At 65.2% G+C, this 14,269-nt stretch carries 14 protein-coding genes and 1 pseudogene; 10 read left to right on the top strand and 5 right to left on the bottom strand.

Going from position 1 to position 14,269, the window contains the following annotated elements:
• Positions 1-322 precede the first annotated feature (322 nt).
• Positions 323-904 carry a RadC family protein gene (gene radC / locus KO353_RS12710; protein ID WP_328774476.1) on the top strand — a complete coding sequence of 194 codons (582 nt, stop codon included), beginning with the start codon at positions 323-325 and terminating at the stop codon, positions 902-904.
• A gap of 87 nt (positions 905-991) precedes the next feature.
• A complete protein-coding gene (locus KO353_RS12705; protein ID WP_218285096.1) occupies positions 992-1,420 on the top strand; it encodes a hypothetical protein in 429 nt (142 codons plus the stop codon).
• A gap of 12 nt (positions 1,421-1,432) precedes the next feature.
• Here the strand turns inward: KO353_RS12705 and KO353_RS12700 are convergent, their stop codons facing one another.
• The 3 genes from KO353_RS12700 to KO353_RS12690 form a co-directional block, all read right to left on the bottom strand.
• Positions 1,433-3,100: an IS1634 family transposase gene (locus tag KO353_RS12700; RefSeq protein WP_218285094.1), complete on the bottom strand. Its 1,668-nt coding sequence runs from the start codon at positions 3,098-3,100 to the stop codon at positions 1,433-1,435.
• Positions 3,101-3,339: 239 nt separating this feature from the next.
• On the bottom strand, positions 3,340-3,999 hold the full coding sequence (locus KO353_RS12695; protein WP_218285093.1) for a DDE-type integrase/transposase/recombinase: 660 nt from the start codon (positions 3,997-3,999) through the stop codon (positions 3,340-3,342).
• Positions 3,999-4,334, bottom strand: a complete 336-nt coding sequence (locus KO353_RS12690; protein WP_218284934.1) for a transposase — start codon at positions 4,332-4,334, stop codon at positions 3,999-4,001. Before KO353_RS12690 ends, KO353_RS12695 begins: the two co-directional genes overlap by 1 nt.
• Positions 4,335-4,777: 443 nt before the next feature.
• Here KO353_RS12690 and KO353_RS12685 point away from each other — a divergent pair, with 443 nt between their 5' ends.
• Entirely contained in the window at positions 4,778-5,548 is a 771-nt protein-coding gene (locus KO353_RS12685) for an IS5 family transposase (protein ID WP_235691847.1), read from the top strand.
• Here KO353_RS12685 and KO353_RS12680 read toward each other — a convergent pair.
• Positions 5,537-6,645 (bottom strand): annotated as a pseudogene (locus KO353_RS12680) (IS630 family transposase). The gene KO353_RS12685 and the pseudogene KO353_RS12680 overlap by 12 nt on opposite strands.
• Before the next feature lie 297 nt (positions 6,646-6,942).
• Here KO353_RS12680 and KO353_RS12675 point away from each other — a divergent pair.
• Positions 6,943-7,377: a CBS domain-containing protein gene (locus tag KO353_RS12675; protein WP_218285092.1), complete on the top strand. Its 435-nt coding sequence runs from the start codon at positions 6,943-6,945 to the stop codon at positions 7,375-7,377.
• Positions 7,378-7,419: 42 nt separating this feature from the next.
• A complete protein-coding gene (locus tag KO353_RS12670) occupies positions 7,420-8,157 on the top strand; it encodes a sulfite exporter TauE/SafE family protein (RefSeq protein WP_218285091.1) in 738 nt (245 codons plus the stop codon).
• Positions 8,158-8,437: 280 nt separating this feature from the next.
• Here KO353_RS12670 and KO353_RS12665 read toward each other — a convergent pair whose 3' ends face one another.
• Positions 8,438-9,214: a DUF2189 domain-containing protein gene (locus KO353_RS12665; RefSeq protein ID WP_218285090.1), complete on the bottom strand. Its 777-nt coding sequence runs from the start codon at positions 9,212-9,214 to the stop codon at positions 8,438-8,440.
• A 205-nt stretch (positions 9,215-9,419) separates the two neighbouring features.
• Between KO353_RS12665 and ccoN the strand changes: the two genes are divergently transcribed.
• Genes ccoN through ccoG form a run of 5 tightly spaced genes read left to right on the top strand, consistent with a single transcriptional unit; the run spans position 9,420 to position 14,259 of the window.
• Positions 9,420-10,904 (top strand): cytochrome-c oxidase, cbb3-type subunit I, encoded by a 1,485-nt coding sequence (gene ccoN / locus KO353_RS12660; protein WP_218285089.1) that lies wholly within the window; start codon positions 9,420-9,422, stop codon positions 10,902-10,904.
• A gap of 16 nt (positions 10,905-10,920) precedes the next feature.
• The gene (gene ccoO / locus KO353_RS12655) at positions 10,921-11,640 is read left to right on the top strand and encodes a cytochrome-c oxidase, cbb3-type subunit II (protein WP_407928195.1); all 720 of its coding nucleotides are present in this window, start codon (positions 10,921-10,923) and stop codon (positions 11,638-11,640) included.
• Positions 11,641-11,649: 9 nt separating this feature from the next.
• The gene (locus tag KO353_RS12650; protein ID WP_218285086.1) at positions 11,650-11,850 is read left to right on the top strand and encodes a cbb3-type cytochrome c oxidase subunit 3; all 201 of its coding nucleotides are present in this window, start codon (positions 11,650-11,652) and stop codon (positions 11,848-11,850) included.
• Positions 11,851-11,867: 17 nt separating this feature from the next.
• The gene (gene ccoP, locus KO353_RS12645) at positions 11,868-12,737 is read left to right on the top strand and encodes a cytochrome-c oxidase, cbb3-type subunit III (protein ID WP_218285085.1); all 870 of its coding nucleotides are present in this window, start codon (positions 11,868-11,870) and stop codon (positions 12,735-12,737) included.
• A 19-nt stretch (positions 12,738-12,756) separates the two neighbouring features.
• The gene (gene ccoG, locus KO353_RS12640; protein WP_218285084.1) at positions 12,757-14,259 is read left to right on the top strand and encodes a cytochrome c oxidase accessory protein CcoG; all 1,503 of its coding nucleotides are present in this window, start codon (positions 12,757-12,759) and stop codon (positions 14,257-14,259) included.
• Positions 14,260-14,269 lie beyond the last annotated feature (10 nt).

Below are 14,269 nucleotides of genomic sequence, written 5' to 3'. Positions count from 1 at the left end.
GTAGCGGGGCGGATGGTGCACTGTGTGGCCTGTTTCAAAGCTTCCTCGCATCCGTCGTGCCGACGCCGAGCCAAAGGTGAAGCCGGGCGGGTTCGCCGAATCGCTGTCAGCGTCGATGCTCGTTGTCGAGCGGCAGCCGATTGAGAGATTGCCCGGCGCCCGAGATGAGCAGCCGCCGGAGACGCCGCAGGGAAGCGGGCTAGCACAAGTTTCGGGTTTCCTGCCCTTTGAGAGCACCGGTCCGCACGGGCATAGGGGCCGGATGCGCGACAAGCTGCTCACGCGTGGTCCTGATGCGCTCGCCGACTATTAATTGCTCGAAATGCTGCTCTATTTTGCTATGCCAAGGGGCGACACCAAGCCGCTCGCGAAGGCGCTCATAAACCGCTACGGCAGTTTCGCCAATGTTCTTGCTGCACCGAAGCAGGCTTTGCTAGAGACCAGAGGGCTCGGCGTGCACAGCGTGGCAGCGCTTAAGCTCGTTCAGGCGGCAGCGCTCAGGCTGGCGCAGGGTGAGGTGATAGAAAGACCAATTTTGGACACTTGGAATAGGCTACTCGAGTATCTGACGGCCGCGATGGCACGAGAGAAAACGGAAGTGTTCCGCGTACTTTTCCTTGACAGCAAGAACCGCCTGATTGCCGCTGAGGCGCTAGCTCGTGGCACAGTGAACCACACCCCTTTCTACCCTCGCGAGGTGCTCAAACGCGCGCTGGATCTACATGCCACTGCACTTATTCTCGTCCATAATCACCCTTCCGGTGACCCGAGCCCTAGCTGGGCGGACATTGAGATAACACGGATGGTCAAGGAGGCGGCAGCTGTGCTCTCGGTAACGCTGCATGATCACCTCATAATCGGCAACGGACGTTGGCTCAGCTTTCGGAGCGAGGGGATACTATAGACCAGTCGGCGGCGAAGGGCCGCGGTGCGGCTTTGCACTCCCGCCCAGGCTACGGCCGCTGTCGATAAGGCCGCGGACGAAATCGATGTGCTGCCGAAGATCGTACAGTTCGCGGCCATAGCTCAACGGCACCCTGATGGACGCAACAAGCCCGGCAATCCGGTCGAGCCGATTTATCAGAGCCAGACGGTCTGCTGCCCCGCGTTGCTGTTGAACCGGACCCGGTTCCTTGGACACTCGGTTGGGTTACGCGGCCATGGGCATGGCCGCAAGCTCGTGTTGGCGGCGTCGTGCGTGTGGGCTGAGGTGGCCGTTTTTCTCGATCAGCCATTGGGCGTTGTAGCGGGCGATGAAGGCTCGGACGGCGTCGCGGAGGTCTTCGAGGGTCTCGAAGACGCGGCCGTGGACGACCTGCTCCTTGACCCAACTTGGAGACTGTCTGAGAAAAACGCCTGTTGTTCCAATGCGATAGGGCGTGTGTGTCGGTTGTTTGCACGACACGTGCGGTTGGCGTGAGCAGGCGGCTGCTCAGCCTGGGTGTTCACGGAAGTGCGGCGGCAGCAGGGCGACGCCGGCTGCCTGGAAGACGCGCCCGACTTGGCCCTCGGCGTGAGTGCGGGTGACGATCCGTTTGCCGTCCTTTTCGATCGTCGCCTGCTGAAGACGATCGAGGTCGCGCAACAGATTGGCCCATTCGATCTTCACGCCCTTGGCGGCGCAGAGCGTGGCCAACTCCTTCTGCAGCAGGAGGGCGAGGAAGGAGCAGAAGACGTGGCCGCGGATGGCGGCGTCGGAGGAGTGGTAGATCGGGCGGGTGCGCAGCAGCGCCTTGGTCCGGCGGAACAGCTCTTCGACCGCAAGGAGGTCGCGGTAGCGCAGCACCGCCTGCAGAGGGGTGATGCGGGCGTTGGTGCGCAGCACGAATAGCCCGTCGTATTTGGCCTCCTCGGCGGCCTTGCCGGGGTCGATCTCGAAGGCCGGGCCGGGCTTGCCGTCGCCGTCGCGGAGGCGGCGCAGGTAGCGCCGATAGGCCGAGTTGCCGATCAGCGCCTTGTCGCCGCGCTTCAGCTGGCGCTCGAGACCGGCGAGGATGGCCTGACGGTCGGCGCGATCCCGCTCGGCCTCGGCCTCGTTGCGGCAGACCACGTAGCGCCGGCCGGCGACGCTGACCTCCTTGATCCGAAGCTCGGTCTCGGCGCCGTTGGCGCGCTCGATGAGGAGGGGCGTGAAGGGACGCTCATCGGCCAGCACCACCTCGCGGATGAGCGGATCCGAGCGCTCGCGCGCGCCGAGGATGTATTCGAGACCACGCGCCTCGAGGCCTTCGATGGTGGCCTGCGAGATCATGCCCCGGTCGGCGACCACGCACACCCGCCCGATGGCGAAGCGGCTGCGCAGGCGGTCGATCACAGGCAGCAGCACCGCGACATCGGCGGTGTTGCCCGGCCAGATCTCGGTGCAGAGGGGCCTGCCGTCTGCGTCGATGACGACGGCGAGGAGCATCTGGTTGAGATCGGGTCGATGGTCCTTGGAATGGCCGCGCCGGCCGAGCGTCTCCCCGCCGCGGCCATGGAAGCAGAGCGAGGTGGTGTCCATGAACACCACCGACAGCTCGCTGAACAGGTCGCGCCGGCGGGCGAACAGCTCCTCCTCGATCTGGTCCTTGACGCAGCGGGGCGCGAAGGGGGTGGCGCCGGCCTGCTCGGCGTCGGGCAGTTCCTCGCCAAGCCAGGCCATCGCCCGATAGAGGTGGTGCAGCGCAAGGCCCTCCGCACCTCGGATCTCGTAGTCCTCCATCCAGCGCTCGCAGGCGCGATCCGAGCCCGAGACCATGATCCGGTGCAGCACGGTGACGAAGATCGCGCGCTCGACGTCGAACTCGAAGCCGCGGCCGGCGAGACGGTTGTGGAGCACATCGGCGATACCGACGCGTTGCCACAGGCGCCCGAACAGCAGCGGCGCGCCGATGCGGCGACAGGCGATGGTGCCGGCGGCGATGTCGGAAAGGATGATGCTGCGTTCGCAATGTCGTCCGAGGGATTGGAGGAGGCGATCGAGGGCGCCGGACTGTTTGAGAATGTCCTTGCGCCCAAGTGGCTGGAGGATGCGCTGGCGGACGCGTCCGCCTGGTTCTCGGACGGTTTCGACGAGGTACAGGTAGCGGCGGCCGCGGGCTGCCTTTTCGACGACGAACATGCCCTGTTGTGCGCGCGGGAAGAGCTGATTCGCAAGCTATTCCTGATCGTCTACGCAAAATGTTTTCACTAAAACTTTCGGCCGACCAGAGACGCCCTCTGCCCGATCACTAAGTTAGGCCAAAGAGTTCCTCATATGTTCCGCACGACTGTCCAAGTTGGGCTTGAGTGTGCGGAAGAACCGCTCGACGACGCCGTTGGTCTGGGGCTGCCTACGAAGGCAAAGCTCGGGGTCATGCCCTAGGCTCGTGTCTGGTTCTGGAAGTCCTCGGCCATGAAGCAGCTGCCGTGATCATGGCGCAGCTGGACGCCGCGGGCGGCGTCGCGGCCGAGATGGCCGAACTGCTGGCGCACGGCCATGCCCATGGCCTGCAGCGCCTCGCGGCGCGTGCCGCGCTTGCTGACGTGCCAGCCGAGCGCCTCCGCGTTCCAGTGTTCCACCGTGGCGAAGAGCCAGACCTTGCTGTTGCGCACCGTGGCGACCTGCGTGCCGTCGATGGCCCACATCACGTTCGGCGCGTCGGTGATGATCTTCCGGTCATGGTCGTCGGCGGGGCGTGGGCGGGCGCGGTGTGGCGACAGGAGGGCGTTCTCGCGCATCAGCCGCAGCACCCGCTTGCGCGCGATGCGCAGCCCGTCCCGGACGCGCAGCCGCGCCCAGACCTTGCGATGGCCCTCGCCCGACCAGGGCGAGCGGGCGAGGTCGGCCCGGATCGCCGCCCGCAGGGCGGTGTCCGGAACCGCGGGCTTCGGCCCGCGGCGGCCGGTCGGCCGCGCGGGGGCCAAGCCCTGCGCCGCCTGCCGGGCCAGGTAGAACGATGATCGCGGCACGCCCCAGACCGCGCACACCCGCGCCACGCCGTAGGCGCGGCCGGTGGCAGGAGAGACCGACCCGGCCATCACCGCCACCGCTTCCGGGCCAAAGGGCCGGGGGACTGGCCCATCTTCGCGCGCAGGAGGTCGACCTCCATGCTGAGCTCGCCGATCCGACGCAGCGCGGCGGCCAGCTCGGGGCCCTCGCCGTCGGCCTCGCGCTCCTTGAGCGCCCCTTCCAGCGCGGCCTCGGCTCGCTCGCGCCAGCGCTCGAGCTTGAACACCGGCACGCCGATCTCGCGCGACACAAGCTCCACCGGCTCGCCCGCGATCAGGCGCAGCACCACCGCGCGCTTGCGCGCCACGCTCCAGCGCTGCCCCGGAGCGAGCGGCCCCGCCGCCGGCGCGCCGCTCAGCCCCATCACCCCGCTCCGGGGTCTCTCGTCTCGGCATCTCGGAAGCAGCCATCCTCGGGCGTCCTTCGACAAATGGATGTCCAAGGAAAAAAGGGCCAGCTCATCGGGAGCTTGCCTTGCGAAGAACGCGATCACTGCGCGGGGTTGAGCTTTCGTGGCTCGAGCCCTGGAAAGCCCGAAGTTTGTAAGGCGCTCCGCTCCAGCACTCCCAGCGGAGCCACCCTCCTGATCCCAGACAGCCTCCGCACCGTCCTCGGCTCCGCCCTCGCCCTCTGGCGCAGGCAGGATGGTCTTCCGCTGGCAAGTTCGCCGGCAACGGTACTCGCTCATCTCGATCCAATCTCGTTATACTGGTGTTTCTCGCGTCGGGTCTCACTAGGCTCAGGACCCATTAATCTGCTTGCGGCGACGCGGGCGGGCGTGATTCTGAACGGGGCGGAGGTGCCCTGATGTCCGTCCTGTTCCTGCTCACCCCGGCGCAGATGCGGCGCATCCGGCCGCACGTCCCGCTCTCGCACGGCATCCCGCGCGTGGACGACCGGCGCGTGCTGAGCGGCATCATCTTCGTCATCCGGGGCGGCCTGCGCTGGCGCGACGCCCCGCCGGGCTACGGCCCGCACAAGACCCTCTACAACCGCTTCGTCCGCTGGAGTGTTCAGCCGCATCTTCGCCGCCCTCGCCGGCGAGGCCGGCGAGCCCGACCGGCTAATCATCGACAGCACGCACCTGAAGGCCCACCGCACCGCGGCCAGCCTCCTCAAAACGGGGCGCCTGATCGGTGCATCGGCAGAACCAAGGGCGGGCTGAACGCCAAGCTCCACGCCGTCTGCGACAGCCAAGGCCGCCCCGTCGTCATGATGCTCTCCGCCGGGCAGATGAACGACCAGAAGGGCGCCAACATCCTCGCCCCACTCCTGCCGCCGGCGCGCAAGCTGATCGCTGACCGCGGCTACGACAGCACCCCGTTCCGCGCCGCGCTCGCCGAGCGTGGCATCGCCGCATGCATCCCGACCAAGAAGAACCGCAAGCAGCCCATCCCCTACGACAAGGCGCTCTATCGTCAGCGCCACCGCATCGAGATCGCCTTCCGCCGCCTCAAGGATTGGCGACGCATCGCCACCCGCTACGACCAATGCGCCACCATCTTCTTCGGCGCCATCACCCTCGCCGCCATCGTCACCTTCTGGCTCGGCCAATCAGTCCTGAGCCTAGTAGAGTGATTCCAGCGAACGTTTCCTGCGCTGGTGCGTGCCGATGATGGTGTTGGCGGGCGCGGTCTGGCGGAAGGGCTTCGGGTCGGCGTTGTGGGCATTGAGATAGGCATGGATGGCCTGGTTCAGCTCGATGACGGAGCGGAAGACGCCGCGGTTCAGGCGACGCTTTGTCAGCGTGGCGAACAAGCCCTCGACGGCGTTGATCCAGGAGGCCGAGGTCGGCGTGAAGTGGAGGTGGAAGCGGGGATGCCGGGCCAACCAGCGCTTCACCGCCTCAGTCTTGTGGGCGGCGTAGTTGTCGAGGATCAGGTGCAGGTCGAGTTCGGCGGGGGTCTGCTTGTCGATCAGCCGCAGGAAGCGGATGAACTCGGCCGCGCGGTGGCGGAGCATGCGCTGGCTGATCACCGTGCCCGCCGTCACGTCGAGCGCGGCGAACAGCGTTGTCGTGCCGTGCCGCTTGTAGTCGTGCGTCATGGTGGCACCCCGGCCACGCTTCATCGGCAGTCCCGGCTGGGTGCGGTCGAGCGCCTGGATCTGGCTCTTCTCGTCCACCGACAGCACCAGGGCGTGCTCGGGCGGGTTGACGTAGAGGCCGACGATGTCCCGCCCTTCGGGCGTTGCCTGCAGCCCGCGGACCTTCTCGACGAACTTCGGGTCGTTGGAGAGCTTGAAGGTCTCCACCCGGTGCGGCTTCAGGCCGTGCTCGCGCCAGATGCGGTGGATGGTGGACGGCGCCAGGCCGCTCGCCTTTTCCCCATCGAGCGCAACGTCCAGTGCGTCGCCGCTGGCGGGTCGTCGTGCAGCGTGCGTTCGACCACCGCGGCGATCTGCTCAGGCGAGGTGGAAGCGAAGGCGCGGCCTCGCGGGGCGTCGCGGAACAAGCCCTCGGCACCGTCGTGCATGGAGCGCGCCTGCCAGCGCCAGATCGTGGGTTTGCCTTTGCCGGTCGCCGCGCGGATCGCCATCGTGCCCGCGCCGTCCGCGGTCATCAGCACGATCCGAGCCCGCCAGACGTGGTGCCGCGAGCTCTTGCGGTCGCAGACCACGCCTTCAAGCCGCTCCCGGTCGCCCGGCCGGAGCCGGACCTCAACGCCTTCCCTCATCCGCCCAGACTCCCACGTCTGGGCCAACAAGGGAATCATCAACTCGATCAAACCACTAGCTTTGCCGACGTCGCGGTGCTGATGTGGAGGTGATGGGCTGCGCCGCTCGCTCCGGCGGGTGGGCTGACGGCGAAGCCGGCGAGTGCGTCCTGTCATACTGGAAAATGCAAATGGTCGAGCCTTTGTGCACCTGCACACTTGACCTGTTGCGTTTTTGGTAGCTCGGGATGTCTGCTTCTTTGCCGGAGGGCGGGCTGCGGGCTTCCGCACAGCGCCCTATGTCAATGGAGGTTCGCGATGAGCGTTGCTGCGATACTGGAGCAAAAGGGTCAGGAAATCTTTTCAGCACGGCCGGATGATACGCTGGAGGCTATCACTCGCCTACTCTCCCGCCATAACATCGGAGCAGTGCTGATCCGTGATGCAACGGATGCCGTGCTCGGCATCCTGTCGGAGCGCGACATCATCCGCGCCATCGCCACACACGGTGCCGCCGCACTCTTGTTGACCGCAAGCGCCGTGATGACACGCGACATCATATATGGATCGCCGTGCGATACGGTCGACAAGGTACTCGCGACGATGACAGAGCGCCGTATTCGCCACCTTCCCGTTGTCGAGGAAGGGAAGCTGATCGGCATCGTCTCCATCGGGGATGTGGTGAAGCGTCGGATCGCCGATGTCGAGGAAGAGGCTGATCAGCTCCGCCAGTTTGTCGCGGGCAACGCCTGATCGAGCTCGCGCGGCAGCCGTGACCGCCCTAAACTTCGCTCCATGGAATGGCTTGCCTCGTGCTTGCACGATCTGACGCCACTCGGAGGTTCAGGCACCGCGACGCTTGCGGCGACCTTGTTCGTGGCGGGTCTTGCCGGCAGCGTAACGCATTGCGCCGGGATGTGCGGACCATTCGTGCTGGGGCAGGTGTCGGCCGGACTCGTCGCGCGGCCAACACTGTCGCGACTGAGCGCCGGAGCGCTCCTGCCATATCATCTCGGCCGTCTCGTCACTTACTCTGGGCTCGGCGCGGGCGCAGGCTTTGCGTCGGGCGTTGCCGTGCATGGTGCTGGGATCACTCTCTTTCTGCCTGTCTTGCTTGTGCTCGGAGCTGGTCTGCTACTTGCGCAGGCGACCTGTCCGAGCCTCTCGTGGTTCCCCCGCTTCGGCGTTCCTTCCGCCGTGAGCGAGGCGGTGTCGCGCAGAGCCGCGCCAAGTCTCGCTAATCCGACCTGGGGACGGGGCTTCACCCTGGGTTTGCTCCTCGGGTTTCTGCCCTGCGGCCTTCTCTACGGTGCGCTTGTAGCCGCAGCAGCATCCGGCTCCGCTTTTGGAGGCGCAGTAAGCATGGCCGCCTTTGGTGCGGGAACCATGCCAGCTTTGATGGGTGTCGGCTTCGCCGGCGCGTATTTCACCCGGCGCTTCGCTCCGACTCTGCGGCTCGTCTCCGTGCCACTGCTCCTGCTTAATGCAGCAGTGCTCGTTGCGCTTGCTTTCCGCGCCGCGGGGCTTGCCTGAACCTGGTTTTGCGACACCCAGACGAGCGGCGCCCGCGTATGGCAGACGCCTTGCAAAGGAAACGCTGCCCGTTCGTGCTCAGGTCTTTACCGACAGGGCGGACGGCTTACCGCCGACAACGGCCCGTGGGAAAGGTAAGGAACTGGCGAGGCCGCATAGCGTATGCGCCTCCCGATCGTCCGTTCCAGGTCAGCCGGAACTGCCCAAGCCGTGTGGCGTCAACCGCCGTTTCTCGGAAAATCTGTAACGGTCACGATTCGCACCAGAACTCGGATAATGTCTACTCGACCAAATCCTTGTAGGCGTACCATGTGGCGTGCCCGACCAGCGGCATCGTCACCGTAAGTCCCAGAAAGAACGGGATGACGCCGAAGAGGGTGAAGGCAACTATGAGCCCCGCCCAGAGCGTCATCGCCGGCCAGTTCTCGCGCACAACGGCGAAGGAGGTCGCCACGGCTACGAAGACGTTCACATCGCGATCGAGCAGCATGGGGATCGAGACGGCGGAGATCGCGAACACGAGCGCGGCGAGAACGGCACCGACGGCACTGCCCGCGATCCAGAACGGGATCGCGCTCGGCGCCATCAGCTTGATGACGAGGGTTTCCCAGCTCGGGTTGAAGCCGACGCCGAAGAAGACGGCGAAGAGGAGCAAGGCAAGCCTGATCCAGCCGAGGTGTAGCAGCCCGAGCATCACACCCATGAAGGAGAGCTGGGTGCCGTTTCGCCTGTAGGCGGCAAGGGCGCGTGCGAGACTGACCGGCTCCCTTGCGGCAAGCCTCCGGCTTGTCTCGTAGAGGCCGACCGCGAGCAAAGGCGCCGTGAAGAAGAACCCTGCCGTCAGCGGCAGGACGAGCCAGAACACCCCCGCCTGCAGCAGGAGGAAAAGCAGGAGATAGGTAATCACGACGATCAGCGCCCCGTAGGCGAGGCTCACGCGTGGCGCTGCCGTCACGTCGCGCCAGCCGGCGGCGAGCCAGGCCCAGGGGCGATCGACGGCAACGCGTCTGATCCGCGGCGCGGCGTGAGCGAAAACCTCGATGGCCTCGTCGGTCATGCGCGTGCCTCGTCGTGTCGATGCGAACCAGAAACGCCCGCCCTCACGTCCGCTGGCGTAGTCTGAAGCTTCTCCTGTGTGGCCCGGCAAACGGCAAGATACCTTGATGCATGTCAATGCTGCGCCGCCGCAACACGAGCACCGTGAGGGCCGGCTCAGCGGGCCGGCGTGGCGTTCGCCACGCGCGTGAGGGACTGGGGGAAGCATGGCGGCAGAGGCGGCAATAAGGAAAGAGGCGGGCGGTCACGCGATCGCGCGGTCGGCCGACTATGTCGAGGATGTCGTCCGCGCCTTCATGGTTGCGGTGGTGTTCTGGGGTGTCATCGGATTCCTGATGGGGACGGTGATCGCCTGGCAGCTCGCTTTTCCCGCGCTCAATCTCGACCTCGAGTACACGACGTTCGGGCGGCTCAGGCCTGTGCACACGAGCGCGGTGATCTTCGCCTTCGGTGGCAATGCCTTGCTGGGCACGTCGCTCTACGTCGTGCAGCGGACGTGTCGCACACGCCTGTTCGGCGGCGCGGAGGCCGGCTGGTTCCTCTTCTTCGGCTATCAGACGTTCATCGTGCTCGCCGCGACCGGATACGTCATGGGCGTAACATCGGGCAAGGAATACGCCGAGCCGGAATGGTACGTCGACCTTCTCCTGACATTCGTATGGGTCGTGTACCTCGTCGTCTTTGTCGGCACGATCATGAAGCGGGAGGAACCGCACATCTATGTCGCGAATTGGTTCTACCTCGCTTTCATTGTCACTATCGCAATGCTGCATATTGGCAACAATCTCCAAATTCCCGTGAGCCTCGCCGGCGCGAAGAGCTACACGATCCCCGCCGGCGTCCAGGACGCGATGATCCAGTGGTGGTATGGCCACAATGCCGTCGGTTTCTTCCTAACGGCGGGCTTTCTTGGGATGATGTACTACTTCATTCCCAAGCAGGCGGAGCGTCCTGTATACTCGTACCGGTTGTCGATCGTCCATTTCTGGTCGCTAATCTTTCTCTACATCTGGGCGGGGCCGCACCACCTGCACTACACGGCCCTGCCTGACTGGGCGCAGACGCTCGGGATGATCTTCTCGGTGATGCTGTGGATGCCGTCCTGGGGCGGCATGATCAACGGCATCATGACGCTCTCGGGGGCATGGGACAAGCTGCGCACCAACCCGGGGCTGCGCTTCTCGGTGACCGCCGTCGCCTTCTACGGGATGAGCACCTTCGAGGGGCCTGTGATGAGCGTGAAGGCCGTCAACGCCCTCAGCCACTATACCGACTGGACGGTTGGCCATGTGCATTCGGGCGCAATGGGGTGGGTGGGATTCATCACCTTCGGCGTTCTCTACTATCTCGTTCCGGTGCTGTGGAGAAAGCGGGAGCTCTATTCGCAGAAGCTTGTTGCGTGGCACTTCTGGATCGCGACGTTGGGCATCGTGCTCTACATCACGGCGATGTGGGTCTCCGGCATCATGCAGGGCCTGATGTGGCGCGCCTACGACGAGTTCGGTTTTCTACAATATTCCTTTATCGAGACGGTCGCAGCCATGCATCCTTACTATGTCATCCGCGCGATTGGCGGCATCTTCTACCTCACCGGCGCATTGATCATGGTCTACAACCTCTGGAAGACAGTGAGGGAAATGGAGGTGCTGCCCGCGAAACGAAGGGCAATCGCCCCGGTGGCAGCCGAGTGAGACGGGAGCGATGGTGATGATTCGTCACGAAGTCATCGAGAAAAACGTCATCCTCCTTGCCGTCCTGACGCTTGTCACGGTGTCGATCGGCGGGCTTGTGCAGATTGTGCCGCTATTCACGATCGAGACGACTATCGAGCGCGTCGAGGGCGTCCGGCCCTACTCCCCCCTCGAGCTCGCCGGGCGCAACATCTACCTGAGAGAGGGGTGCTACACTTGCCACAGCCAGCAGATACGACCGTTCCGGGACGAGCTTGAACGCTACGGGCATTACTCGCTCGCTGCCGAAAGCATGTACGATCATCCGTTCCAGTGGGGGTCGAAACGTACCGGACCCGATCTTGCCCGAGTCGGTGGGAAGTATTCGAACGAGTGGCACTACGCCCATCTCGTCGATCCGCGCAGCGTCGTTCCCGAGAGCATCATGCCGCCCTACGGGTTCCTCCTGAGGCCACTCAAGTTTGACGGGATCGCCGATCACTTGCGGGCGCTCCGGGCGATCGGGGTGCCTTACACGGAGGAGATGATCGCGAATGCGCGCGCCGATCTGATCGCGCAGGCGAACCCTGATGCCGATGCGACCGGCCTGCTTGCGCGCTATCCGAAGGCCGTGCAGGCAGCGTTCGACGGCAACCCAAGCGTAGTGACGGAGATGGATGCTCTCATCGCTTACCTGCAGATGCTCGGCACGCTTGTGAACTTCGCCGAGGTCACCCCGGAGCAGCTCAGGCAGTAGGAGGCGAATATGGAGTGGCTTGCGGCGAACTACGGGCTCCTGAGGCAGGCATGGCTGCTCTGGTTCGTTCTGCTGTTCGTCGGCATCGTGGCGTGGGCGTTCTGGCCGGGGAACAGGAGGCGGCTCGAGGCGCATGGTCGGATTCCACTCGACGATCGCGGCGGCGGCGACTGTGGCGCGCCGCCGCAATGCGCGGCGGACCGGGGCTGAAGGGATCGAGGCAAACGATGCCGACGAAGATCGAGAAGGACAGCCTGACCGGGAAGACCACGACCGGGCACGAGTGGGACGGTATTAAGGAGCTCAATACGCCCCTGCCGAGATGGTGGCTCTACATCTTCTACGCGACGATCGCGTGGTCGGCAGTATGGGCGCTGTTGTATCCGTCGTTTCCCGGTTTCTCGGGCCATTTCCGGGGGTTGACAGGCTGGACACAGCGCGCGGCGATCGTGGAACAGATGACGGTGGCAAGGGCGGAGCAGGCACCCTTCCTCGATCGGATCCGCGGCGCCTCCCTCGACGAGATTAGGCACAGTAGCGAGTTGCTGGCCTACGCGATCGCGGGCGGCCGCGTGGCCTTCGCCGACAACTGCGCGGGCTGCCATGGTTCAGGCGGCCAGGGAGCCACCGGGGGCTTCCCGGCGCTCGTGGACGATGAGTGGATCTGGGGCGGCAGCCTCGAGGACATCCACTTCACCATCGTCCATGGCATCCGCAACGCCCAGAGTGTGGAGGCCCGGATCAGCCAGATGCCGGTCTATGGCGGCATTCTCAGCCGCGGGCAGATCAATGATGTCGCGGAGTTCGTGCTGTCCCTTTCGAACCGCGCGACGGATCAGGCAGCGGCGAGGCGTGGCGAAGAGGTCTACGCGGAAAACTGCGTCTCCTGTCATGGCGAGAGGGGTGAGGGCGTGCGTGCTGTGGGAGGGCCCGCGCTGAACGATGCGATTTGGCTTTACGGCGGAACGAAAGCGGAGATCGTCGCGCAGATCACCAATCCTCGCATGGGGGTGATGCCTGCCTGGGGCAGTCGCCTCGACGCGGCGACAATCAAGATGCTCGCGGTCTATGTGCACACTCTTGGTGGCGGCGAGTAGGGAAGGTTGAGAGAAAGCGATGACCATCGAGGCGCCGACACGCACGACGCCGGCGGAGGCGCCGCTGAGCCCCCCGAGCTCGCTCTACGCCAAGAGGATCAAGGTCTATCCTGCTCGCGTGAACGGCCGGTTCCGTGCCGCAAAATGGGCGTTCCTGATCTTGGCCCTTGCCGCCTACTACATCACGCCTTGGATCCGCTGGCCGCGTCCCGGCGATGCGCCTGATCAATTTCTGCTCGTCGATCTCGCAGGCCGCCGCTTCTATCTCGGGCCGATCGTGATCTGGCAGGACGAGCTCTACTTCGTCACCGGCCTGCTGATCCTCGCGGCTGTGTCTCTGTTTCTCGTCACCTCCTTATTCGGCCGCGTGTGGTGCGGCTACGCCTGCCCACAAACTGTCTGGACGGACCTCTATCTCTGGGTCGAACGCCGGATCGAGGGGGACCGGAACGCACGCCTGCGGCTCGACCAGGGCCCGCGCAACGCCGCCTACTGGACCAGGAAGATCGCCAAGCACACCGTCTGGCTCGTGATCGCCGCAGCAACCGGCGGGGCATTTGTTCTCTACGTGGGCGATGCACCAACCACGCTTCGTGCCATCGTCACAGGCGAGGCGGGGAGCTGGACCTACGCATTCTTTGGCATCCTCACCTTCACCACCTACGCGCTCGCAGGCTGGGCGCGTGAGCAGGTCTGCACCTACATGTGCCCCTGGCCGCGCTTCCAGGCAGCCATGCTCGACGAGCACAGCCTCGTCGTCTCCTACCGCGCCTGGCGAGGGGAGCCGCGTGGCAAGCACAAACAGGGCGAGACCTGGGAGGGACGTGGCGACTGCGTCGACTGCCGTCAGTGCGTCAATGTCTGCCCCACCGGGATCGATATCCGCGACGGCCAGCAGCTCGAATGCATCGGCTGTGGGCTCTGCATCGACGCCTGCAACCAGATCATGGACCGGGTGGGCCGCCCGCGTGGATTGATCGCCCTCGATACGCTGACAAATCTGCAGAGGGCAGAGGCGGTGGCCTCGGCCGTGCCGCCCGGCCCGGCACGAGTTGAGCGTGTTGCAGCAGCGCGAGCTGAATGGCGGGTCATCCGCCCGCGCACGCTCATCTACACGACCGTTCTTGTCGCCGTCGCGCTCGTGATGCTCGTCGCCTTCGTTCTGCGCTCCACAACCGAGCTTGCGGTTCTGCGCGATCGTGCGCCCCTTTACGTTGTTCTCTCGGACGGCACGATCCGCAACAGTTTCACGCTCAAAGTGTGGAACAAGGGCTATGACGAGCCGAGTTACCATCTCCGCCTCGAGGGGCTGCCCGGAGTGACGATCGCCGTCGTCGGCGCGCCTGACGAGCGGCCGCTCATCGCCACGCGGGCTGATGGGGTTACGACCCATCGCGTGCACGTCACGGCCGCGCCCGGTGCGCGACTTGCCGAAAGCACGCCGGTCACCTTCGTGCTGCAGGACGAGGCCGGACGCGCCGTCGTCTCGACAGCGAGCGTTTTCCTCGCACCGAAGCGATGACTGCGCCGAC

Source organism: Elioraea tepida, from assembly GCF_019203965.1.
Classification (GTDB): domain Bacteria; phylum Pseudomonadota; class Alphaproteobacteria; order Acetobacterales; family Acetobacteraceae; genus Elioraea_A; species Elioraea_A tepida.
Note: the sequence above shows the minus strand (reverse complement) of the source record. Positions and strands in the feature narration are given on the sequence as shown.

Excerpts from the sequence above, each read along its gene's own strand:
- ccoO (WP_407928195.1), top strand. The coding sequence starts at position 10,921 with ATGATTCGTCACGAAGTCATCGAGAAAAACGTCATCCTCCTTGCCGTC.
- ccoP (WP_218285085.1), top strand. The coding sequence starts at position 11,868 with ATGCCGACGAAGATCGAGAAGGACAGCCTGACCGGGAAGACCACGACC.
- KO353_RS12700 (WP_218285094.1), bottom strand. The coding sequence starts at position 3,100 with ATGTTCGTCGTCGAAAAGGCAGCCCGCGGCCGCCGCTACCTGTACCTC.
- KO353_RS12685 (WP_235691847.1), top strand. The coding sequence starts at position 4,778 with ATGTCCGTCCTGTTCCTGCTCACCCCGGCGCAGATGCGGCGCATCCGG.
- ccoG (WP_218285084.1), top strand. The coding sequence starts at position 12,757 with ATGACCATCGAGGCGCCGACACGCACGACGCCGGCGGAGGCGCCGCTG.
- radC (WP_328774476.1), top strand. The coding sequence starts at position 323 with ATGCTGCTCTATTTTGCTATGCCAAGGGGCGACACCAAGCCGCTCGCG.
- KO353_RS12690 (WP_218284934.1), bottom strand. The coding sequence starts at position 4,334 with ATGGGGCTGAGCGGCGCGCCGGCGGCGGGGCCGCTCGCTCCGGGGCAG.
- KO353_RS12650 (WP_218285086.1), top strand. The coding sequence starts at position 11,650 with ATGGAGTGGCTTGCGGCGAACTACGGGCTCCTGAGGCAGGCATGGCTG.
- KO353_RS12695 (WP_218285093.1), bottom strand. The coding sequence starts at position 3,999 with ATGGCCGGGTCGGTCTCTCCTGCCACCGGCCGCGCCTACGGCGTGGCG.
- KO353_RS12670 (WP_218285091.1), top strand. The coding sequence starts at position 7,420 with ATGGAATGGCTTGCCTCGTGCTTGCACGATCTGACGCCACTCGGAGGT.
- KO353_RS12675 (WP_218285092.1), top strand. The coding sequence starts at position 6,943 with ATGAGCGTTGCTGCGATACTGGAGCAAAAGGGTCAGGAAATCTTTTCA.
- ccoN (WP_218285089.1), top strand. The coding sequence starts at position 9,420 with ATGGCGGCAGAGGCGGCAATAAGGAAAGAGGCGGGCGGTCACGCGATC.
- KO353_RS12665 (WP_218285090.1), bottom strand. The coding sequence starts at position 9,214 with ATGACCGACGAGGCCATCGAGGTTTTCGCTCACGCCGCGCCGCGGATC.